This window comes from Bradyrhizobium yuanmingense, from assembly GCF_900094575.1.
GTDB lineage: Bacteria > Pseudomonadota > Alphaproteobacteria > Rhizobiales > Xanthobacteraceae > Bradyrhizobium > Bradyrhizobium yuanmingense.
The window spans coordinates 699,749-724,901 of sequence record NZ_FMAE01000005.1 but is presented as its reverse complement, the minus strand read 5'-3'; the positions used below and the strand labels follow the sequence as shown (position 1 = coordinate 724,901).

Below are 25,153 nucleotides of genomic sequence, written 5' to 3'. Positions count from 1 at the left end.
TAAGGGCAACGGTGACCTGCTCGGCGCCGTCAATTCTCGGGTCGGCCCCGTCGCTCCGGTTCGCAGCTGGAGTTGGTCCGCGCTGCTGGTCGCGCTTCGGGTTATTCGCATGACCTCTCCCGGCTTCGCACTTTGTGCTGACCCGGTCCGGATCAGGTACTCGACCGCAACCACTGCGAAAAGACCCGAATGGTCCGCGCGCGCGGGTGGCTTGGCCTGCTGACCACATAAAAGCTGTAGCCGGGTAGGTTCAACGAGAATGCCTTCACGAGCGTGCCGGCGGCGAGGTCGTGTGCCACGAGCACATCACTGAAGATCCCGACGCCCTGCCCACTGATCACCGCCTCGATGGCGTGCAGTTCTTCCCGGAAACTCAAGTGCTGCAGGTCCTTGTATTGGGGCACCTCGCGCCACCGGCGCTGGGCCAAACCGAGCCATCTCTGCCACGTCGGTGGCTCACGATCGGCCGGCGACCAATAGGAGTGGATCAGAACGTGCTTTGCGAGGTCGACTGGTCTCTTCAGCCGTCCGGTTGAAAGCAAATCCGGATTGCAGATCGGCCAGAACGTATCGCTAAAGAGTTCATCGACGATTCCGTCTGTCGGCGGTACGCGGCTGGTCGCATAACGGATGGCAACGTCACTGTCTCCGGCCTGCAGATCGAGCACCGTGTCAGTGCCGATCACTTCCAATGGCACGTCAGGATGCAACTTCCGCCACAGGGGCAGGCGGGGCACGAGCCAGCGGCTAGCGAAGGCGTTGGTCGTCGTAACCCGGAGCGGCTGCTCGTCACCTTCCTGCTTGAGGGACGCAATGGCAGCGGCAAACGCCTCGAGTCCGCCGCGAATGGCGGGAAACAGCCGCGCGCCGGCATCGGTCAACGAAAGAGGGCGTGGTCTGCGCCGGAATAGAGCGCGGCCGCAATACTGCTCGAGCAATCCGATCTGGTGGCTGATCGCGGTCGGCGTGACGCCGAGTTCTGCCGCGGCTTTCTTGAAGCTCAGATGACGCGCGGCAGCCTCAAAAGCGCGGAACTCGATCAGGGGCGGCAGCTTGTGCATGCGGCGAGTGTAGGTGAAATCAGTTCATCGTCACCTGAATTCTTCGGATTTGCTCTGAGACAGCCCGCGATCGAGGATGTGGCGGGCCAAGCTAGGGAGCTCGTGTCATGTCCATCGCATCTGTTGCCAGCGCTGCCGCCGAACTTAGCGCCTCCTTCGGAGGAGAACTGCTCAAGCCAGCGGACGAGGGCTACGACGAGGCGCGCAAGGTTCACAATGGGCTGGTCGACAAACGGCCAGCATTGATTGCCAGATGTCGCAGTGCGGCTGATGTCGTGGATGCCGTGGCACTTGCGACCAAGCTCGGCCTCGAGGTCGCTGTTCGCGGCGGTGGCCACAATGTGGCCGGGCGCGCAACCATCGACGGCGGGATCATGATCGACCTCTCACCCATGAAGGGGGTCCGGATCGACGCGATCGGCAAGACCGTATGGGCGCAGGGCGGGGTCACCTGGGGCGAGCTCAATCGAGAAACGCAGCTTCACGGACTTGCGGTGACCGGCGGCGTGGTCTCGACCACCGGCATCGCGGGCCTGACGCTCGGCGGAGGACTGGGCTGGTTGATGGGCAAGTACGGCCTCGCGTTGGATAATCTGCGGGCTGTCGAACTCGTCACCGCCGATGGCAAGGTTGTGCGGGCCAGCAAGCAAGAGCAGCCCGATCTTTTTTGGGCCGTGCGCGGCGGCGGCGGAAACTTCGGGATTGCCACCAGTCTTGAATACGACCTCCATACGGTAGGGCCCATCATCACCGGCGGCCCGATCGTTCACCCTATCGAGCGTTCCCGCGACGTGCTGGAATTTTTCCGGACCAGCACGCGATCGCTCACGGACGAGCACATGCTGTTCGCATCCCTGACCCATGCGCCCGACGGGTCCGGCAGGGAGGTCGCGGCCCTGGTTACCAGCCACTGCGGTCCAGTCGCCGAGGCCGAACGAGCGATGCAGCCGCTGAAACAGTTCGGGCCTCCCATTCTGGATGCGGTCGGACCGATGACCTATTGCGAGCTCAACCGCATGCTCGACGCCAACTATCCGAAAGGCGCGTTCAACTATTGGAAGTCGAACTTCCTCACGGAGCTGAGCGATGGTGCGATCGCGACGATGATCGAATGCTTCGCCCGCTGCCCGACTCAGATGGGGCAGCTGCTGCTCGAGCACATCCACGGTGCCGCGGCCCGCGTGGGTGCCGGGGATACGGCATTTGTGCATCGGCAGGAGGGCTACAATTTCCTGATCCTCGCGCAATGGACGCAGGCCAGCGATACCAGCCGCAGCATCTCGTGGGCACGCGCAACCTATGAAAGGATGCGGCCCTTCTTTGCCTCAGGACGCTATGTCAATTATCTCGACGACGATGAGACAGGCGATCCGGTTGCCGCTGCTTATGGGCGGAACTACAGGCGCCTGCAGCAGATCAAAGCGAAATACGACCCTACGAACTTCTTCCGGATGAACCAGAACATCCGGCCGCTCGCCTGATTGCCGGCTGACGATTTCTCGCTCTCATCAAGATGTGAGTAGAAACTAAGCCGCGACCCGATGCATCGTGGGCGGGGCGAGCTGACGCCCGGGAGGGACTAGAGAATGGCGGTCGTGTGCAGGCCCGCTCGCATCGACGACTTGAAGCAGGCCGATGACATCGTGGTCGCCAGCATCAATGAGCTAACCGAACGGCGGGGGTTCGGGAAGATGGCATCCTCTCGTCCGCCGAATTTTCAGGCCTTCTCGCTCGCGGATGATCCCGGGCTTATGGGTGGCCGATGACGACGGAGAAATAGTCGGCTTCGCGTGGAGTTGGGTCTGTGGCGAGCTTTGGTTCCTGGCCCAATTGTTCGTCGCGCCTGATCGTCAGAGCGACGGCATCGGCAATCAACTCATCAACAAGGCATTCGCGCATGCAGAAATGCGCGGAGCACCCATCAAGGCACTGATCACCTTCACGTTCAACAACGTATCTCAAGGCCTCTACATCCGCCACGGACTGTTCCCGCGCTTTCCGATCTACATGGTCGGCGTCCCTCGTGACCGCCTGGCGCCACGGTTGGCTGCGCCGCGGCTCCGTCTTGAATCTCTCACGGCCGACGCGATCCCATACGACAGGCTGGCGCAGATCGATGTCAGCGCAGTCGGCGTTTCCAGGGAGAAGCATCATCGATTTCTCCTTGGCGACAGCACGACGCGCGGATTCACCATCCACGCCGGCAATGAGTGCGTCGGGTACGTCTACATTTCGGGTGGACACATTGGTCCGCTTGCAGTCCACAGGCCAGATCTGGTTGAGTCCGCTTTCGCCGCTGCGTTGTCGTTCGCGGCCCAGAGCGATTGTCCGGCCATTTCGGCTTTTGTGCCGGGCGCGAGCGAGCCGGCGCTCAAGGCGGCAATCGACCACGGGATGCGGCTGACGTTCCCGATGCTGCTGATGTCAAATCGACCATTCGGAGATTGGGGTAGCTATTTCCCGCGCAATCCGGGTTTCATGTAGAGGATTCAACCGAGAAGGTCGACGTTGCGGGGCAGGCCGGAAGGCACGGAATGATGGCTGGATCGGCGCTCGTCACGGGCCGATCATGCTCTAGCCCTACCGGGGACGCGCGCTGCGGCCTGGAGGGGACGGCCGCTGCACATATGGGTTTTCCAGGCACATCGCCGAACGGCCCGCCGCGCTGGCTCTGCATTCGTCAAATGAACGATACTGGCAAGAGATGTAGGTGCCGCCGCCCCATTCCCACTCCTGCAGACATACCGGAAAATTGCCGCCGAACCGCTGCGCTGCCGCTGGACCGGGCGCGGACATGGTGATCAGGACGAAGAGCAGACAGGCAAGCGCGCGCATCATGATCAGCGCGGCCGCTGCGGAGCGTGCTGCTTGAACCTCACGCGCGGGTTCACATCGCAATAGGTGTTCGATCGCCCGGATGCCGAGGCCAGGCACTGTTCCCGCGTCGAATACATGCAGTCTCCGGAAGCGCCGAGCCCTCCGCCAAAAACGCACCAGGGATAGTCATACTGAGCGTTTGCTGCGGAAGAAAATCCGATGACCATAACGACAATGAGCAGAGCGATGCGCATGCGATTCTCCCATCAAGTCAGTTGAGCGGCAACGCAAGAGGTTCGCTCCGAAAGATAGCCGCTTGACGATGCTGGCTCAACAACCACGACTCAAGCGAGTTCCTCTCGTCACGCCGGAGTGTCCCAGTGTGATCTCGCAGAGCCGGTCCGGATTTGCTTCGCTGCGCTAAGCAGCGCAGCGCTGGGTAGCAGGGTACATGAGCAGGGACATGCGAGCCGAAACGACAACGGGGCCCGCAAGGGCCCCGCAAAAAACCTTAGCGCGCTACGCCGCGATCTTACTTGATCTTGGCTTCGCGGAATTCGACGTGCTTGCGCGCGACCGGGTCGTACTTCTTCTTGACCAGCTTGTCGGTCATGGTGCGCGAATTCTTCTTGGCAACGTAGTAGAAGCCGGTGTCGGCCGAGGACACGAGCTTGACCTTGATGGTGACCGCTTTGGCCATGTTCTGAACCTCAGAATATCAGGGGAATCTGGAGCCGGCCAAACGGCCCGCGTTGGCCGGCAACCTAGTCAGAAACGACGGGAAGTCAAGGTTTCAGGCGGCGGAAACCGCTCAAATCGGGCCCATTAGGCCTCAAAGAACCGGTTTTTCGGCCGCGGCAGGCCCAGATTCTCCCTCAAAGTGGGTCCTTCGTACTCTTTGCGGAAAATCCCGCGCTTCTGCAGCTCCGGGACCACCTTGTCGACGAAATCGTCGAGACCGGCAGGCAGGAACGGGAACATGATGTTGAAGCCGTCGGAGCCGCGACCGACCAGCCATTCCTCCATCTGGTCGGCGATGGTCTTGGCGGTGCCGACGAAGGACAGGCCGCCATAGCCGCCGACGCGCTGGGCGAGCTGGCGCACGGTGAGCTTCTCGCGGGCGGCGAGATCGACCAGGCGCTGCCGGCCGCTCTTGCTGGCATTGGTCTCGGGAATCTCGGGAAGCGGCCCATCGGGATCGAAGCCGGAGGCATCGGTGCCGAGGATGACGGAGAGCGAGGCAATGGCGCTGTCGTAATGCACGCGGCTGTCGAGCAAAGCGCGCTTCTCCTTGGCCTCGTCGACGCTGTCGCCCACGACGACGAAGGCGCCGGGGAGGATCTTCAGGTGCTCGGGGTCGCGGCCGATCTTCTCCATGCGGCCCTTGATGTCGGCATAGAGTTTCTGGCCGTCGGCGAGGCTGCCGCCGCCGGTGAACACCGCTTCCGCGGTCTCGGCGGCGAGCTGCTTGCCGTCTTCGGAGGCGCCGGCCTGCACGATCAGGGGCCAGCCTTGCACCGGGCGGGCGATGTTGAGGGGGCCGCGCACTTTGAAGTATTTGCCCTTGTGGTCGAGGGTGTGCATCCTGGCGGGATCGAAGAACAGGCCGCTCTCGACGTGGCGCATGAAGGCATCGTCGGCGAAGGAGTCCCAGAGGCCGGTGACGACGTCGTAGAACTCGCGGGCGCGCTTGTAGCGCTCGGCGTGCTCCATGTGATCGTCGAGGCCGAAATTCAGCGCCGCGTCCGGGTTCGAGGTGGTGACGATGTTCCAGCCGGCGCGGCCGCCGCTGAGATGGTCGAGCGAGGCGAAGCGGCGCGCGACGTGATAGGGCTCGTCGAACGTGGTCGAGCCGGTCGCGATCAGGCCGATGCGCTCGGTCACGGCTGACAAAGCCGACAGCAGCGTGAACGGCTCGAACGAGGTTACGGTGTGGCTGCGCTTCAGCGCGTTGATCGGCATGTTCAGGACGGCGAGGTGATCGGCCATGAAGAAGGCGTCGAACTTGCCGGCCTCGAGCTTTCGGATCAGCGTCTTGATGTGCGAGAAGTTGAAATTGGCGTCGGGCCAGGCCCCGGGATAGCGCCAGGCGCCGGTGTGGATGCTGATCGGGCGCATGAACGCGCCAAGCTTGAGTTGCCTTTGTGCCATCGCCCGGTGTCCGTTCTTGGTGACGCTCGCAAAGACATAGGCATGAGTGGGAACTCCGCCATTGGGGGAGACGGGAAGAATTTTTTGTTTTTCGTAGCTCTCTCAGCACGTCATTCCGGGGCGACGCGGAGCGGCGAGCCCGGAATCCATAACCACCATCCGGAGTATGGATTCCGGGCTCGCGCCAAGAGGCGCACCCCGGAATGACGGAGGATAGACTTGATCGAACTACGCCCCAGCGCGCCAACTAGCTCAAAACGTCCTTCTGCATCTTTCCGCCGTAGAAGTGGAAGAACGGCACCGGCGCGTCGTGACGGAGCGGGCCGGTGGCGAGGCGGGTGTCGAGCTCGTTGAGCACGTTGCGCGTCATCGGATGCAGATCGGCGAGCGGTTTTGAGCCGAGCTCGACCCAGACCAATTCGACCAGCTCCGCATCGGCATGGATCACGCCTTCGACGCGGTGGGTGATCGCGGAGGCATCGGCGGTGAAGAAACGCGTGTCGAAGCGCTTGACGCGGCCGGGCGGGGTGATCGCGCGCGCGATCAGGAACAGGCTGGAGGGATCAGGCAGCAGGCCCGCATCCGCGAACGGCTGCCAGGGACCTTCGAGCTTCGGCACTTTGCCTTCGGCCTTGCGGCCGAGGCAGAGGCCGGTCTCCTCGCAGGCTTCGCGGATGGCGGCAACGGCGAGCGATTTCGCGCGCGAGGCCGGCGTCTTCGGGCTGCCTTTGGCGAGATTGGCTTCCAGTTCGGCGGTGATGGGCGCAGCGCAGGGCACGCGATAATCGGCCTTGTCGACGCGCCCGCCCGGGAAGACGAATTTTCCCGGCATGAACACCACCTTGTCGTGGCGCTTGCCGACCAGCACTTTCGGAATGGCGCCGCTGCGGTCGACCAGGATCAGCGTCGCCGCATCCTTCGGGCGGAAGTAAGGATGATGATCGGCTTCCTTCTCCTCGTGAACCCTGGTCTTCTCCTCGGCCTGCGAAATATCGGTCATGTCCTCACCCGAACTGTTCTTTTACGTGTTTACACAGGCGGAATACCATCGGGAGGGTTGTCGTCAAACCCGTGCATGCGCAGAGCCCATTGCAAGCCGACCACAGCTCCCTTCACGGGCTGCAGCAGCGCGAGCGAGGCGACGAAGGTGAAGGGCAGATAGGCCGCGAAGCTGAGCCAGACCGGCGTCGAATAATTGGTCTCGATCCAGAGGATGGCCGGCACCACGATGTGGCCGACGATGACGATGACGAGATAGGCAGGCAGATCGTCGGCGCGATGCGGGGTGAAGTCGAGGCCGCATTTGGCGCAATGGTCGGCGGTCTTCAGGAAGGCGCGGAACAGCTTGCCTTCGCCGCAGCGCGGGCAGCGGCCGCGGAAGCCGCGCTTCATTGCCGACCAGACGTCGCGCTTCTCGACGAGACCGTTCTCGCGCGTCCAGATCTTTGGTGCCGTGCTCATCGTCACCATGCCTTGCCCTTCTTGCCCTTACCCTTGTTCTTTCCTTTGGCCTTCCTTCCCTTGCCGGACTTTTTCTTCTCCGGCTTGCGTTTTCGCTCCGGGCTGCGTCCGGGCTGCGGCTTGGACGATTTGCGCTGCGGACGGAGCGGCCTGCGCTGGCGCGGGCCGCTGTCGGTCTCGAACGACAGCAGCTCGAAACGCAGCGCGCCCGCGATGGGAGCGGCCTCGATCAGACGGACGTCGACGACGTCGCCGAGCTGGTACATGGTGCCGCTGCGCGTGCCGACGAGGGCATGGCGGCTTTCGTCATAGTTGAAATATTCCGTGCCGAGGGATCGGATCGGGATCAGCCCGTCAGCGCCGGTCTCGCTGAGCTTCACGAACAGGCCGGCGCGGGTGACGCCGGAGACGCGGCCCTGGAAGCTGGCGCCGATGCGGTCGGCGAGGTGATGGGCGATCAGGCGGTCGACGGTCTCGCGCTCCGCCTTCATGGCGCGCCGCTCGGTCAGCGAGATATGCGCGGCGACTTCGCTCAAGCTTTCCGGCGTCTCGCTGTCGGGCAGGGCGCCTTCGCCAAGGCCAAGCGCACGCACCAGCGCGCGGTGCACGACGAGGTCGGCATAGCGGCGGATCGGCGAGGTGAAATGCGCATAGCGGCGCAGGTTCAGGCCGAAGTGACCGTAATTCTCTGAGGAATATTCGGCCTGCGCCTGCGCGCGCAGCACGACCTCGCTCACCAGCGGGTAATAGTCGTGGCCTTCGAGCTGGGCCAGCACGCGGTTGAACGTGGTGGGGCGCAGCGCGCCGGACTTGGCGAAGGGAACGTCCAGTGTCTCCAGGAATTCCGCGAGCGCGTGAACCTTCTCCAAGGTCGGCTCGTCGTGCACGCGGTAGATCAGCGGCAGCGATTTCTTCTCCAATGTCTCCGCTGCGGCGACGTTGGCGAGGATCATGAACTCCTCGATCAGCTTGTGCGCATCGAGACGCTCGGGGACCACGACGCGATCCACGGTGCCGTCGCTCTTCAGGAGGATCTTGCGCTCGGGCAGATCGAGATTGAGCGGATCACGCTCGTCACGCGCGCGCTTGGCGCAGGCATAGGCGGCATGGAGCGGCCTCAGGATCGGATCGAGCAGGGGGCCGGTGGTGTCATCAGGCCGGCCGTCGATCGCGGCCTGCGCCTGCGCGTAAGCGAGCTTGGCGGCCGACCGCATCAGGATGCGATGAAAACTGTGCGAGCGCTTGCGGCCGTCGGGGCCGAGCACCATGCGCACCGCCAGCGCGCCGCGCGGCTCGCCGGGCACCAGCGAGCAGAGATTGTTGGAGATGCGCTCGGGCAGCATCGGCACGACGCGGTCCGGGAAATAGACCGAGTTGCCGCGGTCGAGCGCGTCGCGGTCGAGCGCCGTGCCCGGCCGCACGTAGAAGCTGACATCGGCGATGGCGACGTTGACGATGAAGCCGCCCTTGTTGTTGGGATCCGGATCGGGCTCGGCATGCACCGCGTCGTCGTGATCCTTGGCGTCGGGCGGATCGATGGTGACGAGCGGGACGTCGCGCCAGTCCTCGCGGCCTTTCAGATTGGCGGGCTCTGCCGCTTCCGCCTCGCGCTCGGCGGCGGAGGAGAATTGCAAGGGGATGTCGTGGGCGTAGATCGCGATCAGGCTGATCGCCTTTTCCGACTTGACCGAGCCGAGCTTCTCTTTCACCCGGCCGGAGGCGAGGCCAAAGCCGCGGGTGCGGACGATGTCGACGCTGACGAGGTCGCCATCCTCAGCGCCGCCCGTATCGGTCCTCGCGATGTTCAGCTCGCGGTCGGCGAACTTCTTGTCGACGGGGACGAGCCGTCCGCCGCCCTCCGGCAGGCTGCGGAAGACGCCGAGGATGCGGCTCTTGGCCTTGTCGATGACCTTGATGATGCGGCCGCGATAGGCGGGACCTTCATCGTCATCGCTGCGTTCGACGCGCAGCAGCGCGCGGTCGCCGACGCCGGCGGCGGTGCCGGGCCTCGGCCGGCGCGGCATCTCGATGAGGATCTTTGGCGGCTCGCCGTTCTCGACCTCGTCCCATTCGGCGGGGGAGGCGATCAATTCGCCATCGGAGTCGCGGCCGGTGATGTCGGCGAGCAGCGTCGGCGGCAGCGCGTCCGGCTCGGAGACCTTGTGGCGCTTTTTCTTGATGATGCCGTCGTCGGCGAGCTCGCGCAGCATGCGCCTGAGCTCGGCGCGATCGGCGTTCTTCAGGCCGAACTCGCGTGCGATGTCGCGAGTCCCGACCTTTCCTGGATTTGCCTTGATGAAGGCGACGATGGCTTGCCTGTCGGGAAAGCCACGGTCTTTCTTTGGTTTCACTTAACCTCTAATTCTTGATCTCAGGTCTTGCCGGCACTCTTCTTGGCCGGAGCCTTGGTGGCGGCTGCCTTGGTCGGCGACGTCTTTGCGGTCGACGGCACGGCGGCGCGCGCCTTGCTGGTGGATTCGGATTTGGATTTGGCCGCGGCTTTCTTCGCAGCCGGCTTCTTCGGCTTCGGTGCGGCGTCCTCGCCGTCCGCAGCCTTCTCTGACGCTTTCTTGGCCTTGGCCGGCTTCGCCGCCTTCTTGGCCTTGCCGCCGCCCTTGCCGGCGCGCTCGTCGATCAGCGCGATCGCCTGCGGCAGCGTGATGGTGTCCTTCTCGAACTCGGCCGGGATCGTCGCGTTGACGCCGCCCGCGGTGACATAGGCGCCGTAACGGCCGCTCTTCACGGTGACGGTGCCAAGCGTCGGATGATCGCCGAGCGCCTTCCCGGGATCGGCGCCGAAGCGGCGGCTCGGACCCTTGGCAACCTTCTCCGCGATCAGCGTCACCGCACGATTGAGGCCGATGTCGAACACCTCGTCGCCGGCCTCTAAGCTCGCATAGGTCTTCTCGTGCTTCACGAACGGTCCGAAGCGGCCGAGGCCCGCGGTGATCGGCTGGCCGGTCTCCGGATGCTTGCCGATCTCGCGCGGCAGCGACAGCAGCTTCAGCGCAAGCTCGAGATCGACGTCGCTGGGCGAGGTGCCCTTCGGAATGCCGGCGCGCTTGGGCTTCTCGCCTTCCTCATAATCCTTCTGCTCGCCGAGCTGGATATAGGGGCCAAAGCGGCCGGCCTTGACCCAGACATCGCGACCCGTGTCGGGATCCTGGCCGAGCGAACGGTCAGCAGTCGCCTCGCCATCGGCGGCGAGCTGACGGGTGTAGCGGCATTCCGGATAGTTCGAGCAGCCGACGAAGGCGCCGAACTTGCCGGCCTTGAGGTTCAGCCGGCCGGTGCCGCAGTTCGGGCACTGCCTGATATCGCCGCCATCGGCGCGGGGCGGATAGATGTGCTGGCCCAGCATGTCATCGAGCACGTCGAGCACCTGGGCGACGCGCAGCTCCTTGATGTCGTCGACGGCGCCGATGAAGCCGGTCCAAAAGTCCTTCAGAACCTGCTGCCAGGAGATCTCGTTGTTGGAGATACGGTCGAGTTGCTCTTCGAGGCTCGCCGTAAAGTCGTACTCGACATAGCGGGCAAAAAAGCTTTCGAGGAAGGCGACCACGACGCGGCCCTTGTCCTCGCCGTGCAAACGCTTCTTCTCCAGCTTGACGTAGCCGCGGTCCTTCAGGACCTGGAGGATCGAGGCATAGGTCGAGGGCCGGCCGATGCCGAGCTCTTCCATGCGCTTGACGAGCGATGCTTCCGAGAAGCGCGGCGGCGGCTCGGTGAAATGCTGGGTGACGGACAGGCTCTGTCGCTTCACGGCCTCGCCCTGGCTCATCGCGGGCAGGCGGCGGGAATCCTCGTCCTCCTCGTCGTCGCGGCCTTCCTGGTAGAGCGCGAGGAAGCCGTCGAACTTGACGACCTGGCCGGTGGCGCGCAGCTCCAATGTGCGGGAGCCTGCCTTCGCCGTGATGTCGACGGTGGTCCGCTCGAGCTCGGCGGATTCCATCTGGCTCGCGATGGTGCGCTTCCAGATCAGCTCATACAGCTTGGCCTGATCGGCATCGAGCTTGCGGCTCATGCTGTCGGGGCGGCGCGAGAGGTCGGTCGGGCGGATCGCTTCGTGCGCTTCCTGGGCGTTCTTGGCCTTGGCCTGGTACTGGCGCGGGCTATCCGGCACGTAGGCGTTGCCGTAATCCTCGCCGATCACCTTGCGCGCCTGGGTGATCGCCTCGGGGGCGATCTGTACGCCGTCGGTACGCATATAAGTAATGAGTCCGGTGGTCTCGCCACCGATGTCGATGCCCTCATAAAGACGCTGGGCGATGCGCATCGTATGCGCCGGCGCAAAGCCGTATTTGCGGCTGGCTTCCTGCTGCAGCGTCGAGGTGGTGAAGGGCGCCTGCGGATTGCGACGGGCCGGCTTGGCGTCGACCGCGGTGACCGCGTAAGTCGCCAGTTCCAGCGCCTTCTTGAAGTCTTCGGCTTCCGCACCGGTGCCGATGTCGAGGCGCTGGATCTTCTTGCCGTCGGCGCCGACGAGGCGGGCCTCGAAGGCATCGCCCCGCGGGGTGAGCAGGGTCGCGATCAGCGACCAATATTCGCGGGCTACGAACTTCTCGATCTCGAGCTCGCGGTCGCAGACGAGGCGCAGCGCCACCGACTGCACGCGGCCGGCCGAGCGGGCGCCCGGCAGCTTGCGCCACAGCACGGGGGAGAGGGTGAAGCCGACCAGATAGTCGAGTGCGCGGCGCGCCATGTAGGCGTCGACCAGAGCGCCGTCGATCTCGCGCGGATGCTTCATCGCCTCCGAGACGGCCTGCTTGGTGATGGCGTTGAACACCACGCGCTCGATCTTCTGATCCTTCAGCGCGCGCTTCTCCTTCATTACCTCGAGCACGTGCCAGGAGATGGCTTCGCCCTCGCGATCGGGGTCGGTGGCGAGAATCAGGCGGTCGGCGCCCTTCAGCGACTTCGCGATATCGTTGAGCCGGCCGGCCGCCTTGGGGTCGACCTCCCAGATCATCTTGAAATTGGCGTCGGGATCGACGGAACCGTTCTTCGCCGGGAGATCGCGGACATGGCCGAACGAGGCCAGAACCTCATAGGACGAGCCCAGATATTTGTTGATCGTCTTGGCTTTCGCCGGCGACTCCACAATGACGATATTCATTTAGTTCCAGTGGCTTACGGGAAAATCTTGGGCCGAAAACGAAAGGACTCGGGTCGGCCGTTTCGACCCGAACATGGGTGGTGAGCGGCCCCCTGTCAAATCGTGGGGTGTTGAAAGGCGCCGCAATGGGAAAAGTTTCATATCGAAAAAGTTGCAGAATACCACCTTGGAGTTGCGGTTGATGTGGGCGTAATGTCCTGTCGGGGCATGGATTCGGGTGGGGTACTGGTGACCAAGCCAGGAAAAAAACGGGCGCGCGCCGGATCCGGCGCGCCGGGGGGCACGCGTCACGAGGAACCGGGGGAGGGCGGTGCCGACGAGGCCGTGGCCTTCATCGCCGAGCAGACCGGGGCCTTACGCAAGCTGGCCGAGCGCCACAAGCTGGACGTGCTGCATTATCTCTTAGGCATGACCAAGCTCGAGGCCGACGAGCACCTGCGGCTACGGACCAAGCGCAAGCTGTCGTGAGAGTGGCTCCCCGGTGATCGTGAGAGACTTGAGCGCCGCTCTCTCCCCGTCATTGCGAGCGAAGCGAAGCAATCCAGAGTCTTGCCGCGGTGGGATTCTGGATTGCTTCGTCGCAAGGGCTCCTCGCAATGACGTCGTGGGGGCGGTGCGCCACAATCACCCCGACCGACGTCGCGACGACGGTCGTGGCTTCAGCGTGGTCTCCGCCGGCGTGAGCAGGCGGCCATCCTCGGCGCGCATTTCCAGCTTCTTCACCGGACGGCCCTTCTCGCGATCGACCAGCATCGTCGCAATCTCCTCGGGACGGTCGTCGAACTCCTCGCTCCACTGCCGCAGCGCGACCAGGATCGGGAAAGTGCCGCGGCCCTTCGGCGTCAGCACATATTCCTGATAGGCACTGCCGTCGGAGGCGGGGGCGGTTTCCAAAATGCCATGGTCGACCAGCGATCGTAGCCGCGCCGCCAGGATGTTCTTGGCCATGCCGAGCTTGTTCTGAAACTCGCCGAAGCGGCGGACGCCGAACAGCGCCTCGCGGATGATCAAGAGCGACCACCAGTCGCCGAGCGCCTCCAGCGACCGCGCGATCGGGCAGGCATCGCCGGCAAAGCTCGTCCGTTTCACCATTCTCGCTCGTCCTATCGCGTTCGCACGGCTCCAGCGCCGATCACGCGCTTGTGTGGTTGCATTATAAAACCGGCTGGCCTAGATGGCAATCAAGTTTCATCATGCAACTACTGGAGGCGAGCGTGAGACTGAAGGACAAGACGGCGCTGATCACCGGCGGCAATAGCGGCATCGGGCTGGCAACGGCAAAACTGTTCGTGGCCGAAGGCGCCAAGGTGGTGATCACCGGGCGCAACAAGGAGACGCTGGCGGCGGCCGCCAAGGAGCTCGGGCCGAACGCGCTCGCGGTGCCAGCCGACGCGACGGACATCGCGGCGACGGAAGCTGCAATCAAGCAGGGCGCGGAGAAGTTCGGCAGGTTCGACATCGTGTTCGCCAATGCCGGCATCGCCGGCGGCACTCCGCTGGGATCGGCGACACCAGAGGTGTTCGAGAAGGTGATCAGCACGAACCTCACCGGCGTGTTCTTCACCGTTCAATCCGCGCTGCCCCATCTCAACGACAACGCCTCGATCATCCTCAACGGCTCGGTGATCTCAGTGCTCGGCATTCCCGGCTACTCGGCCTATGGCGCGGCGAAGGCCGGCGTGCGGGCAATGGCGCGGATCATGGCTTCAGAACTGTCGCCGCGCGGCATCCGCGTCAACGTCGTCGCGCCCGGTGCGATCCGCACCCCGATCTGGGGGCCCGCGACCGCGACGCCGGAAGCCGAGAAGGCGTTCGAGAAGCGGATCGCGCTGTCGACGCCGCTCGGCCGCCTCGGTGAAACCGATCACGTGGCGAAGACGGTGCTGTTCCTCGCCTCCGACGATTCCGCGCATGTGCAGGGCCAGGAAATCTTCGTCGACGGCGGCGCGGTGGCCTCGCCGAGCGGCGCGCCGATCTATCGCGGCTGATCAAATCAAGCGAACCTGCTCGGGCGCAACATTCGCGTTGCGCCCGAAGTGTTAGCCACGGCTAGGCTGCGCTCAGGCTTGTTGCCGATTGGAGCGCACCAGCGATCGCCTTCTCGCGGTGCTCCGGCCCCAGTTGGATACCGTCGGCCGGGATGAATTCGACGCTGGTGATACCCATGAAGCCGAACACCCAGCGCAGGTAGGTTTCGAGATGCTCGCCGGCTGCGTAAGGCGTCTCTGCGCCGTAGTGGCCGCCGCGCGAGATGGCCACGATCACGCGTTTGCTGCCGGCGAGTCCCTCCGGCCCGGCCGCGCCGTACCTAAAAGTCTTCCCCGCCACCAGGATACGGTCGATCCAGGCCTTGAGCTGGCTCGGAATGGTGAAATTGTACATGGGCGCGCCGATCACGACGATGTCGGCGGCCAGGAACTCCTCCAGCGCCGCCGCGCTTGCGGCAAGGTCGGGCCCGAGTTCCGCCGGCGCGGGGGCGCCTTGCGCGGCCGCCAGATGCGAGGCGGAGAGGTGGGCGAGCGGAGTCTGGGTCAGGTCGCGGTAGACGACTTGGAGCGAGGGCGCCGCCTGCCGGAGCCGGTCGACGATGGCGGCGGAAACCTGCCGGCTGACGGAGTGGGGGCCGAGCACGCTGGAGTCGACATGGAGGAGCTTCATGTGGGGTCACCCTGGTATAAGTTTGTAACCAGCGCTACATGTGTGACTATCGAAATCCCCGCAAGAACGCACTTTTTTGAGCCATGGGCACATCATTGAAACCTGCGCACACCGAATTGCCCGCAATGCTGCGGCCAAATCCGAGACTGGATACCAGGCCCATGCCGGATCCCAACCATGCGGATTGCCGTGGGGTCGCCTCCGTGCTGTCCCGCGTCGGCGACAAATGGAGCGTGTTCGTCATCATGATGCTGAGCGACGGGCCAAAGCGCTTCAACGAGCTCAAGCGCATGATCAACGGCATCTCGCAGCGGATGTTGACCCTGACGCTGCGCGGCCTCGAGCGCGACGGCCTCGTTACGCGCACGATCTTTCCGACCATCCCGCCGCGGGTGGACTATGAGCTGACCGATCTCGGCCGCGGCCTGTCGCGCCCCGTCGAGGCGCTCGGCAAATGGGCGAAGGACCATCTGGATCAGATCGAGGCCGCGCGCACGAAGTTCGACCAGCGTAACGACGGCTAGCGTTGCGCCTCGATAGTTCATCCCGTCATTCCGGGGCCTGAGCGAAGCGAGGGAGCCCGGAATCCATTTGGCGACAGATCAAGTGGATGAATGGATTCCGGGCTCGCGACTTCGTCGCGCCCCGGAATGACACCTGGGGAGGCTAAACCAGCGACACCATCCCGCCGCCGTGGCGTTCGAGCTTGCCGGCGAGCTCGAGCTCCAGCAGCACGGTGCGCACGATCGCAGGCGAGGCGCCAGACATCCGGACGAGGTCGTCGATTGTAACAGGGGCCGGGCCGAGCAGGGCGGTGATCTGGTCGCGATCATGGCTTTGCGGATCGCTCTCGAACGGCTCGCTGTCGGGCTCGCCCGCGGGATGCATCAGCGGCCGCTCCATGATCGGCTGAACCGCGTTGACGATGTCGGCAGCTTCCGTGACGAGCGTTGCGCCCTGCTTGATCAGGTCGTTGGTGCCGGCGGCGCGCGGATCGAGCGGCGAGCCCGGGACGGCGAACACTTCGCGGCCCTGTTCGGCCGCCATGCGTGCCGTGATCAGCGAGCCCGAGCGGTGCGCCGCCTCGACCACGACGACGCCGAGCGAAGCGCCCGAGATCAATCGGTTGCGCCGGGGAAAGTCGCGGGCGCGCGGCTCATGGCCGAGCGGCATTTCGGAGATCGCAGCGCCGGCGTGGTCGAGGATCGCGGCGAGCAGGTCGCCATGCTCGGGCGGATAGATGCAGTCGTGGCCGCCGGCGAGCACCGCGATCGTGCCGCTCTCGACGCTGGTGCGATGCGCGGCCTGGTCGACGCCGCGGGCGAGCCCAGAGATGACCACGAAGCCGGCTTCGCCGAGCTCGCGCGCGAGCTGGCCGGCAAATTTGAGGCCGGCGCCGGAGGCGTTGCGTGAGCCGACGATCGCGATCATCGGCCGCATCAGGGATTTGGTGTCGCCGCGCACCGCGAGCAGCGGCGGCGCATCGTCGATCATCGCCAGCCGCTTCGGATAGCCGTCCTCGCCGGGCGCGCGCCAGGCGATGCCGAACTTGCGGCTCGCGGCGAGCTCGGCCTTTGCTTCATCCGCGCTGCAGATGCGCGCCGATCGCGCCGCGCCGCCGCGGCGGGCGAGATCGGGCAGCCGCTCCAGCGCGGCGCGCGGGCTGCCGAAATGATCGACCAGCGAGCGGAAGGTGCGCGGCCCGACATTGTCGGAACGGATCAGCCGCAGCCGGTCGATCCGCTCAGCCTCGGTCAGCTCCACGCTTGAATTGATGGCGTCCACGGCGTCTCCTTGCAGGGGCAGCATGGAACAACCAGAGGGCGTTGCGCAACAGGGACGTGCGCTTGCACGACCTCGCTGCGATGCTAAAAGCGATGCCAATAAGAAGGATGTTGTCATGATCTCACTCGCCGACCTCCAGCGCCGCATTGAAGCGGGGGAGCTTTCGCCCGACGCCGCCATCGCTCAGTCGCATGCGGCGATCGAAGCCAAGGAGAAGGACGTTCAGGCTTTCGTCCGGCACGACAAATCCGCGAGAGCGCAAGCCTCGGGCCCGCTGCGCGGCATTGCCGTCGGCATCAAGGACATCATCGACACCGCTGACATGCCGACCGAGATGGGCTCGGAGATCTATCGCGGCTGGCAGCCGCGCGCCGATGCGCCGGTCGTGATGATGCTGAAGCGAGCCGGGGCCACCATCATCGGCAAGACCACCACGACCGCGTTCGCCTCGAGCGATCCGACGCCGACGCTCAATCCGCACAATACGGCGCATTCGCCCGGCGGCTCGTCCGCGGGTTCGGCGGCGGCCGTCGGCGCCGGCATGATCCCGCTGGCGCTGGGCACCCAGACCGGAGGCTCGGTGATCCGGCCGGCGGCCTATTGCGGCGCTGCCGCGATAAAACCATCGTTCCGGATGCTGCCGACCATCGGCGTGAAGTGCTATTCGTGGGCCCTCGACACGGTCGGCCTGTTCGGTAGCCGCGCGGAAGATCTCGCGCGCGGATTGCTGGCGATTACCGGCCGCACTGAATTCGACGGCATCGGTCCAGCCAAGGCGCCGCGCATCGGCGTGGTCAGGCAGGAATTTGCCGAAGCCGTGGAGCCGGCGGCAGAGGAGGGTTTGCTGGCTGCGATCAAGGCGGCCGAGAAGGCCGGCGCCCGCGTGCAGATCATCGATCTGCCCGAGGCGGTCAAGGAAGCCTGGCGCATCCATCCCATCATCCAGAACTTCGAGGCGCATCGCGCGCTGGCCTGGGAGTTTTCCGAGCGTCACGACGAGATCGCGCCGCTGCTGCGCGCCAGCCTCGATGAGACGGTCGGACTGACATCGAAGGAATACGACGATGCGCGCCGCATCGCCCGCCGCGGCCGCCGCGAGCTCGGCGAGCTGTTCGAAGGGTTCGACGTGTTGCTGACCTATTCGGCGCCGGGGATAGCGCCAGCCAAGGAGCTCGCCTCGACCGGCTCGCCCCGTTACAACCGGCTGTGGACGCTGATGGGCAATCCTTGCGTCAATGTGCCGGTGCTGAAGGTTGGCGGCCTGCCTGTTGGCGTGCAGGTGATCGCGCGCTTCGGCAATGATCCTGTCGCGCTGACCTCTGCCTGGTTCCTGGAGGACGCGCTGGCGAAATCACGCTAGCGCAGGTTCGGAGGGAGCACGGGCCTGAGCGGGCGCTGAGCCGGCTCTTGCACGTTGTCCAAGCCAACGTTCCGCGGCCTCGCGACCGCTCCGGTGCAGCAGGCGAATGAAGCCGCGGCCGAGATCGGTGGATGAGCGCTGCGCCAGGCCGTCAACGGAGTCTTCCGCCGCGATCCTGGTGAGCCGCAGCGGAGAGGCCATGTGCGACTGCGCCCATTCGATCGCGGAGATCTCGGCATTGAGCGCGGCGTTCGCCGCGATCTGGTCGAGCCGGCGGTCGATCGCGGCGAGCGTGATCGGCACATAGCTGTCGCGCGTCGGCGTGACCTGGACCAGCAGCAGATCCGTTGCCGCGGTGTCCTGCACCAGGCGCAGCAGCGGCGGATTGCCGCCGAAGCCGCCGTCCCAATAGGCCTCGCCATCGATCTCGACCGCACAATGGACCAGCGGAGGGCAGGTCGAGGCCAGCGCGACCTCGGCGGTGATGGCCTCGTTGCCGAAAATCTGCTGCTGCCCGTCGCGGATCCGCGTCGCCGCGATCAGCAGTTTTGGGCACCGCGCATGGCGCAGGACGGAAAAATTGATGTCGCGGGAGACCGCCTGCCGCAGCGGATCGAGATCGAACGGATCGAACTGCCCGGAGCGCAGGGTCGGGCCGAACGCGACCGAGCTTCCCGCCGGCGAAAAGCCGCCGATCAGCATCAGTGAGCGGAACGAGGCCTCGTGCATCAGCCGGACCCAGAACCGGTTCAGCCGGGAGCGTGCGCCTTCACGGCCGCCTTCGGCCAGGCCGCAAGCGAGGAGCAGCGCATTGATGGCGCCGGCGCTGGCGCCGCTGACGGTGTCGATCTCGATGGAGGTCTCTTCGAGCAGGCGCTCCAGCACGCCCCAGGTGAAGGCCGCAAAGGTGCCGCCGCCCTGCAGCGCCAGCGAAAGCTTTCGCGGCGGCCATTGCTCGGAACGCGCCCGCGCGGGCGCGACCGGTGCAGCCTTGGCGACGGCGACATCGAGCGGAGCGTCAGGCTTGACTGCAGGCTCCGGCTGCGGCGCTGGCCGTGCAGCGGGCGCGGGCAGCGGCGCGTCGGACCAGATATTGGTCGCCGAGAGCAGCCGGCTTGCTGCAGTGCCGGAAGCACCGAGCGAGCCGATCCCGTCATTCACGCCGACAATCTTCTCGCTCATTCTGAGCAACCGCCTAACGCCGTTTCCCGTATCAGGATGACAGGCATGGAACCAGTTCGCTACAGCCTGCCGTGACTCGCAGGAGAATTGCGAACAGGATTTGGCATATAATGCGGAAGGGGTGCGGCGGTATCCGTACTTTTTCCGACTTCAAATTCTTGTTTGAGGCGTTGTCGCGACGCGAACCGGAATCCAATTCGCTCGAAAACGCTCTAAAGCGCGATGCGATTAGGAATCGTCATCACGCTTTAGGTTATTGTTTGAGCATGATCTTTTCGGAAAACCGCTACGCACTTTTCCGGATCATGCTCTAGGCCTTCTCGCCGATCCGGCTTTCCTTGCCCGCTTGCAGGCGCTTGATGTTCTCGCGATGCGCGTAGAACAACAGCAGGGTCAGCACGGCGGCGAGCGCCGACAATGCGAGATGACCGAACCACCAGAGGAACATCGGTGTGATGAACGCCGCCACCAGCGCCGAGAGCGAGGAATAGCGGGTGGTGAAGGCGGTCGCCAGCCAGAGCAGGCAGAACACGACGGCGCCCGGCCAGAACAGCCCCAGCAGGATGCCGATATACACCGCGACGCCCTTGCCGCCTTTGAACTTCAGCCAGACCGGGAAGAGGTGGCCGAGGAAAGCGCCGAGCCCGGCTACCATTGCGGCGTAGGGGCCTGCGATGTAGCCGGCGATCACCACCGCCACGGTGCCCTTGAGCGCGTCGAACAGCAGGGTTCCCGCGGCGAGGCTCTTGCGTCCGGTGCGCAGCACGTTGGTGGCGCCGATGCTGCCGGAGCCGATCGAGCGGATATCCTGGGTGCCCGCGAGCCTGGTCAGGATCAGCCCGAACGGAATCGAGCCGAGGAGATAGCCGATGACGAAAGCCACCGGCAGAAACGGTTCAAGCGCCATGGCGGCATCTCCAAAGGCCCATTCTCCACGTCGAACGAAGCCGCACGTCAGACATGCTCATATACCGTTCGTCCGCCGACAATGGTGCGCACCACCCGGCCTGTAAAGCGGGCCTCGTCGAACGGGGTGTTCTTGCAGGGCGACTTGAGGTCGGCGGGATCGACCACCCAGGGCACGTCGGGGTCGATCACGATGACATCCGCGGGGCTGCCGGCGCGCAGGGTTCCGCCCGACAGGCCGAGCAGCTCGGCCGGGCGGGTCGACATCGCGCGGATCAGCGTCTTCAGCTCGATCTCGCCGTTGTGGACCAGCCGCAGGCCGGCCGGCAGCATGGTCTCGAGCCCGACGGCGCCGGGCGCGGCTTCCGCGAACGGCAGGCGCTTGCCCTCGACGTCCTGCGGATTGTGGTCGGACATGATGACATCGAGCAGACCGGAGCCGATCGCCGCCACCAGGGCGCGGCGGTCGTCCTCGGTGCGCAGCGGCGGCGACAGCTTCAGGAACGAACGGTAAGGACCGATGTCGTTCTCGTTCAGCGCCAGATGATTGATCGAGACCGAGGCGCTGACGGCGAGCCCGGCATCGCGCGCGCGCTGAAGGATGTCGAGGGAATCGATGCAGGTCAGCGACGCCGCGTGGTAGCGGCCGCCGGTGAGGGCGACGAGGCGCAGATCGCGCTCCAGCATCACGGCTTCGGCGGCATTCGGGATGCCCATCAGGCCGAGCCGCGAGGCAAACTCGCCCTCATTCATCACGCCTTCGCCGACAAGATCGGGGTCTTCGGTGTAATGCACGATCAGCGCGTCGAAATCGCGCGCATAGGTCAGCGCGCGGCGCATCACCTGCGCATTGGTCACGCTTCTGGCGCCATCGCTGAAGGCGACGGCGCCAGCGGCTTTGAGCAGGCCGAACTCGGTCATCTCCTGGCCGTGCATGCCCTTGGTGAGGGCGGCCATCGGCTGGATGTTGACGATCGCGGTGTCGCGGGCGCGGCGCATCACGAAGTCGACCGTTGCCGAATTGTCGATCACCGGCGAGGTGTCGGGCTGGCAGATGATGGTGGTGATGCCGCCGGTCGCGGCCGCCTGGCTCGCGGTGGCAAAGGTCTCGCGGTGGCTGAAGCCGGGTTCGCCGACGAAGGCGCGCATGTCGATCAGGCCGGGTGCGACGATCTTGCCGGAGCAATTGACGATGTCGGTGCCCTCGGGGACGCCGGCAGCGCCGATGCCGCGGCGGGTCTCGCGAATGCTGCCGTCGGCGATCAGGACGTCGCCTACCCCGTCGAAATCCCTGGAGGGATCGACGACGCGGGCATTGGCCAGCAGGATGGGGCGGCGATCGGTCAGCATCGGCATCACGCGTTCGGCAGGTTACGGGCGAGCGCTTCCAGCACCGCCATGCGCACGGCGACGCCCATCTCCACCTGCTCGCGGATCAGGGATTGCGCACCGTCGGCGACCGCGGTGTCGATTTCGACGCCGCGGTTCATGGGGCCGGGATGCATCACGAGCGCGTCCGGCTTGGCATAAGCGAGCTTCTTCTGGTCGAGCCCGAAATAGTGGAAGTATTCGCTCGACGAGGGCACGAAGGAGCCGTTCATGCGCTCGCGCTGCAGCCGCAGCATCATGACGATGTCGGCGCCGTTGAGACCCTCGCGCATGTCGCGCGCGACCTCGACGCCCATCCGCTCGATGCCCGGCGGCAGCAGCGTGGAGGGCCCGACGACGCGGACGCGGGCGCCCATGGTGTTGAGCAGGATGATGTTGGAGCGGGCGACGCGCGAATGCATCACGTCGCCGCAGATCGCGACCACGAGCCCCTCGATCCGACCCTTGTTGCGGCGGATGGTGAGCGCGTCGAGCAGCGCCTGGGTCGGATGCTCGTGCGCGCCGTCGCCGGCATTGATCACGGAACCGTCGACCTTGCGGGCCAGCAGTTCCACGGCGCCGGAGGCGTGATGGCGCATCACCAGGATGTCCGGGTGCATCGCATTGAGCGTCATCGCGGTGTCGATCAGTGTCTCGCCCTTCTTGATGGACGAGGAGGCGACCGACATGTTCATGACGTCGGCGCCCAGCCGCTTTCCCGCAAGCTCGAACGAGGATTGGGTCCGGGTGGAGGCCTCGAAGAACAGGTTCACCTGCGTCCGTCCGCGCAGGACGGTGCGCTTCTTGTCAACCTGGCGGTTGAGCTCGACATATTCTTCGGACAGGTCGAGAAGGCCGCTGATGTCGGCCGCGGAAAGGCCCTCGATGCCCAGCAAATGCCGGTGGCCGAGGACGAAGGTCGATTTCGATGTCATTAAAAGCAGAGCTATAGGGGCGGACGGCGGGGGGAGCAAGCTTCAAATCCCGCCGCCGGACTTATCCACGGCGCTTTGCGGCGGAGGCGGCGCCGCCAGCCGGTGTTCGGGGCAGCCGCTTTGCGCTAGACTCGCAACATTGGTTGCGTCACGGGCTGGATCATGACGGGCACGCGGTATTTTAATCGACTGGCGCGCAATGTTGCTGCGCTCGCGACCGCGTGCATGGCTGGCCTTGCGACACCGGCTTGGGCCGAAAAACGCGTCGCACTCGTGATCGGCAACGATCTCTATCCGAACCTGCCGGCCGACCGGCAATTGAAGAAGGCCGCCAATGACGCAACGACCGTCGCCGACGCGCTGAGGTCGCTCGGGTTCGACATCGTGCTCGGGACCAATCTTGGCCGCCAGGGCATGATCGACCGGCTTGCGGATTTCACGTCGCGGCTCGTGCCGGGCGATACCGCCGCCGTGTTCTATGCCGGACACGGCGTTGCGATCGCAGGCGTGAACTACCTCGTGCCGAGCGACGTTCCCACTGTGAACGAGGGCGCCGAGGCGCGGGTGCGCGGGGCCTCGATCGCCGAGCCCGACGTGATCGCGGAGCTTCAGGCCAAGGCAGTGCGGGTCGCCTTCGTCGTCATCGATGCCTGCCGTGACAATCCGTTTCCTCGCGCCGCGGGACGTTCGATCGGGAACACGCGGGGGCTTGCTGACGCCCGGCCCGCGCGCGGGATCTTCACGCTCTATTCCGCAGGCATCGGCCAGACCGCGCTCGACCAGCTTGGCAGCAACGATACGGCGCACAATTCGGTGTTCACGCGGATATTTGTCGAGCAGCTCAAGCGGCCCGAGCTGCATCTCGGCGACCTCGCGGTCGAGGTGCGCGAGCGCGTGGCGGCGCTGGCGCTGACGGCGACGGATGCCGGAGGACAAGCAGCACCGCACGAGCAGACGCCCGCCTATTACGACCAGACGCTCGGCGGGCGCATCTTTCTCTGGAATGCGGAATCGTCGAACGGGGCGCCGAAAGTGGCGGGCATGCTGGTGAAGCCGCTGGCAAGGCCTGCGGTCGCGGAGCGCGCCACCATGCGTCCGCCGCGTCCCTCCGCGGCAGGCGAAAGCTGCGCCCGCAGCGGCTTCGAGACCTATTGCGTCAGCTCGATGCTGAAGCCGCAATTCGGCAATTCATACGGCGCAGCGAATTTGTTCGACGCCTCGACGGGGACGGCCTGGGTCGAGGGCGCATCCGGCAACGGCGTTGGCGAGTGGATCACCATCGAGTTCGAAACCGTGCGGCGGGTCAAGTCGATCCACGTGCAGAACGGCTACCAAAAAAGCCGCGACATCTTCGCCAAGAACAACAGGGTCCGCCAGATCCGCGTGCTGTTCTCGGGCGGCGAGTCGCAGACCTTCGTTCTCGACGACAAGCTGTCGGCGCAATTGCTGATGTTGCGGCCACCGGTGTCGGCCCATTGGATGCAGTTCATCATCGACGATGTCTGGGCCGGCAACAAATATACGGACACCGCGATCACGAAACTTCTGGTCAACTCGGATCCGGTGCAATGACCGCAAGGACCGGAACCGCGGCGCGCGTCGCGCTTGTCGTGCTGCTCGCACTATCGTTTCTCGTTCCCGTGCGGGCGCAGAGCTTGCCCGGTGACTTCGTCTATCTGCGCGATATCGATCCCAGCATCATCCAGGATATCCGTTACGCCACGTCGAACAATTTCGTCGGCCGTCCGCTCGCCGGCTACCAAGCAGGCGAATGCGTGGTGAAGCGCGAGGTGGGGCTGCGGCTGAAAGCGGTGCAGCAGGAGCTGGCGGCGCAAAATCTCTCGCTCAAGATGTTCGACTGCTACCGGCCGGCGCGGGCCTCGCTCGACATGGTCAAGTGGTCGCAGAACGGCCGCGAGACGGCGTCGGAGCGGCGCTACAATCCGAAGATCCCGAAGACCGAGCTGTTCCGCCTCGGCTACATTGCGAGCCGCTCGCAGCATTCGACCGGTGCGGCACTCGATCTCACGCTGGTCGATCTCAGGGCGGACAATTCTGCCAAATATGATCCAGCCAAGACCTATGCGGATTGCACGGCGCCGGTCGAGGCGCGGGCGCCCGAGGGCAGCGTCGACATGGGCACAGGCTACGACTGTACCGACCCGAAGGGGCACACTGCGGCACCATCGATCACTCCGGAGCAGCGCGCCTGGCGCAAGCGGCTGGTGGCTGTGATGGCCAGGCAAGGCTTTGTGAACTATTCGAAGGAGTGGTGGCATTTTTCGCTGCCGGGGGCAGGCGGGGCGGCCTATGATTTCCCGATCCAGCCGCGACGGAACTGATTCCGCGCCGA

24 protein-coding genes are annotated in these 25,153 nt (G+C 65.0%); 8 read left to right on the top strand and 16 right to left on the bottom strand.

Going from position 1 to position 25,153, the window contains the following annotated elements; translation table 11 throughout:
- Positions 1–152: 152 nt before the first annotated feature.
- The gene (locus GA0061099_RS20875; protein ID WP_036025575.1) at positions 153–1,061 is read right to left on the bottom strand and encodes a LysR substrate-binding domain-containing protein; all 909 of its coding nucleotides are present in this window, start codon (positions 1,059–1,061) and stop codon (positions 153–155) included.
- A 107-nt stretch (positions 1,062–1,168) separates the two neighbouring features.
- On the opposite strand from GA0061099_RS20875, the gene GA0061099_RS20870 reads away from it, so the two are divergent.
- Complete coding sequence (locus tag GA0061099_RS20870) at positions 1,169–2,542, top strand: FAD-binding oxidoreductase (protein WP_036025574.1); 1,374 nt, start codon at positions 1,169–1,171, stop codon at positions 2,540–2,542.
- A 274-nt stretch (positions 2,543–2,816) separates the two neighbouring features.
- On the top strand, positions 2,817–3,545 hold the full coding sequence (locus tag GA0061099_RS20865) for a GNAT family N-acetyltransferase (protein ID WP_244429336.1): 729 nt from the start codon (positions 2,817–2,819) through the stop codon (positions 3,543–3,545).
- A 96-nt stretch (positions 3,546–3,641) separates the two neighbouring features.
- Here GA0061099_RS20865 and GA0061099_RS20860 read toward each other — a convergent pair whose 3' ends face one another.
- From GA0061099_RS20860 to topA, 8 genes are all read right to left on the bottom strand, one after another.
- The gene (locus GA0061099_RS20860; RefSeq protein WP_074448031.1) at positions 3,642–3,896 is read right to left on the bottom strand and encodes a DUF3551 domain-containing protein; all 255 of its coding nucleotides are present in this window, start codon (positions 3,894–3,896) and stop codon (positions 3,642–3,644) included.
- A gap of 5 nt (positions 3,897–3,901) precedes the next feature.
- Positions 3,902–4,132 carry a DUF3551 domain-containing protein gene (locus tag GA0061099_RS20855; protein ID WP_074448008.1) on the bottom strand — a complete coding sequence of 77 codons (231 nt, stop codon included), beginning with the start codon at positions 4,130–4,132 and terminating at the stop codon, positions 3,902–3,904.
- A gap of 278 nt (positions 4,133–4,410) precedes the next feature.
- Positions 4,411–4,578, bottom strand: a complete 168-nt coding sequence (gene rpmG, locus GA0061099_RS20850) for a 50S ribosomal protein L33 (protein ID WP_007603295.1) — start codon at positions 4,576–4,578, stop codon at positions 4,411–4,413.
- Positions 4,579–4,703: 125 nt separating this feature from the next.
- Positions 4,704–6,029, bottom strand: a complete 1,326-nt coding sequence (locus GA0061099_RS20845) for an LLM class flavin-dependent oxidoreductase (RefSeq protein WP_074448007.1) — start codon at positions 6,027–6,029, stop codon at positions 4,704–4,706.
- A gap of 247 nt (positions 6,030–6,276) precedes the next feature.
- Positions 6,277–7,029, bottom strand: a complete 753-nt coding sequence (locus tag GA0061099_RS20840) for an NUDIX hydrolase (protein WP_036025559.1) — start codon at positions 7,027–7,029, stop codon at positions 6,277–6,279.
- 29 nt (positions 7,030–7,058) lie between these two features.
- The gene (locus tag GA0061099_RS20835) at positions 7,059–7,499 is read right to left on the bottom strand and encodes a DUF983 domain-containing protein (protein ID WP_036015117.1); all 441 of its coding nucleotides are present in this window, start codon (positions 7,497–7,499) and stop codon (positions 7,059–7,061) included.
- Positions 7,493–9,841 (bottom strand): ribonuclease R, encoded by a 2,349-nt coding sequence (gene rnr / locus GA0061099_RS20830; RefSeq protein WP_036025558.1) that lies wholly within the window; start codon positions 9,839–9,841, stop codon positions 7,493–7,495. Before rnr ends, GA0061099_RS20835 begins: the two co-directional genes overlap by 7 nt.
- 20 nt (positions 9,842–9,861) lie before the next feature.
- On the bottom strand, positions 9,862–12,606 hold the full coding sequence (topA, locus tag GA0061099_RS20825) for a type I DNA topoisomerase (RefSeq protein WP_036025557.1): 2,745 nt from the start codon (positions 12,604–12,606) through the stop codon (positions 9,862–9,864).
- A 228-nt stretch (positions 12,607–12,834) separates the two neighbouring features.
- Here topA and GA0061099_RS20820 point away from each other — a divergent pair, with 228 nt between their 5' ends.
- Positions 12,835–13,074, top strand: a complete 240-nt coding sequence (locus tag GA0061099_RS20820) for a hypothetical protein (RefSeq protein ID WP_036025554.1) — start codon at positions 12,835–12,837, stop codon at positions 13,072–13,074.
- Positions 13,075–13,230: 156 nt separating this feature from the next.
- On the opposite strand, the gene GA0061099_RS20815 is transcribed toward GA0061099_RS20820, so the two are convergent.
- On the bottom strand, positions 13,231–13,698 hold the full coding sequence (locus GA0061099_RS20815) for a winged helix-turn-helix transcriptional regulator (protein WP_036025552.1): 468 nt from the start codon (positions 13,696–13,698) through the stop codon (positions 13,231–13,233).
- Positions 13,699–13,820: 122 nt separating this feature from the next.
- Here GA0061099_RS20815 and GA0061099_RS20810 point away from each other — a divergent pair, with 122 nt between their 5' ends.
- Complete coding sequence (locus GA0061099_RS20810) at positions 13,821–14,594, top strand: glucose 1-dehydrogenase (RefSeq protein WP_036025570.1); 774 nt, start codon at positions 13,821–13,823, stop codon at positions 14,592–14,594.
- A 61-nt stretch (positions 14,595–14,655) separates the two neighbouring features.
- Here GA0061099_RS20810 and GA0061099_RS20805 read toward each other — a convergent pair whose 3' ends face one another.
- Positions 14,656–15,264 (bottom strand): FMN-dependent NADH-azoreductase, encoded by a 609-nt coding sequence (locus tag GA0061099_RS20805; protein ID WP_036015105.1) that lies wholly within the window; start codon positions 15,262–15,264, stop codon positions 14,656–14,658.
- Between the two features lie 83 nt (positions 15,265–15,347).
- Between GA0061099_RS20805 and GA0061099_RS20800 the strand changes: the two genes are divergently transcribed.
- Positions 15,348–15,788: a winged helix-turn-helix transcriptional regulator gene (locus tag GA0061099_RS20800; RefSeq protein WP_036015102.1), complete on the top strand. Its 441-nt coding sequence runs from the start codon at positions 15,348–15,350 to the stop codon at positions 15,786–15,788.
- A 142-nt stretch (positions 15,789–15,930) separates the two neighbouring features.
- Here GA0061099_RS20800 and dprA read toward each other — a convergent pair whose 3' ends face one another.
- A complete protein-coding gene (gene dprA / locus GA0061099_RS20795) occupies positions 15,931–17,073 on the bottom strand; it encodes a DNA-processing protein DprA (RefSeq protein WP_036025551.1) in 1,143 nt (380 codons plus the stop codon).
- 91 nt (positions 17,074–17,164) lie between these two features.
- Between dprA and GA0061099_RS20790 the strand changes: the two genes are divergently transcribed.
- On the top strand, positions 17,165–18,409 hold the full coding sequence (locus tag GA0061099_RS20790) for an amidase (protein WP_036025548.1): 1,245 nt from the start codon (positions 17,165–17,167) through the stop codon (positions 18,407–18,409).
- On the opposite strand, the gene GA0061099_RS20785 is transcribed toward GA0061099_RS20790, so the two are convergent.
- The 4 genes from GA0061099_RS20785 to GA0061099_RS20765 form a co-directional block, all read right to left on the bottom strand.
- A complete protein-coding gene (locus GA0061099_RS20785) occupies positions 18,401–19,591 on the bottom strand; it encodes a patatin-like phospholipase family protein (RefSeq protein ID WP_036025546.1) in 1,191 nt (396 codons plus the stop codon). The genes GA0061099_RS20790 and GA0061099_RS20785 overlap by 9 nt on opposite strands.
- Positions 19,592–19,901: 310 nt before the next feature.
- On the bottom strand, positions 19,902–20,498 hold the full coding sequence (gene plsY / locus GA0061099_RS20775) for a glycerol-3-phosphate 1-O-acyltransferase PlsY (RefSeq protein ID WP_036015094.1): 597 nt from the start codon (positions 20,496–20,498) through the stop codon (positions 19,902–19,904).
- Between the two features lie 47 nt (positions 20,499–20,545).
- The gene (locus GA0061099_RS20770) at positions 20,546–21,847 is read right to left on the bottom strand and encodes a dihydroorotase (protein WP_036015131.1); all 1,302 of its coding nucleotides are present in this window, start codon (positions 21,845–21,847) and stop codon (positions 20,546–20,548) included.
- Between the two features lie 5 nt (positions 21,848–21,852).
- Positions 21,853–22,800, bottom strand: coding sequence for an aspartate carbamoyltransferase catalytic subunit (locus tag GA0061099_RS20765; RefSeq protein ID WP_036015092.1), 948 nt, complete (start codon positions 22,798–22,800; stop codon positions 21,853–21,855).
- Between the two features lie 225 nt (positions 22,801–23,025).
- On the opposite strand from GA0061099_RS20765, the gene GA0061099_RS20760 reads away from it, so the two are divergent.
- The gene (locus tag GA0061099_RS20760) at positions 23,026–24,372 is read left to right on the top strand and encodes an NADase-type glycan-binding domain-containing protein (protein ID WP_157786001.1); all 1,347 of its coding nucleotides are present in this window, start codon (positions 23,026–23,028) and stop codon (positions 24,370–24,372) included.
- The gene (locus tag GA0061099_RS20755; protein ID WP_036025543.1) at positions 24,369–25,142 is read left to right on the top strand and encodes a M15 family metallopeptidase; all 774 of its coding nucleotides are present in this window, start codon (positions 24,369–24,371) and stop codon (positions 25,140–25,142) included. Before GA0061099_RS20760 ends, GA0061099_RS20755 begins: the two co-directional genes overlap by 4 nt.
- The last annotated feature ends 11 nt before the right edge of the window (positions 25,143–25,153 follow it).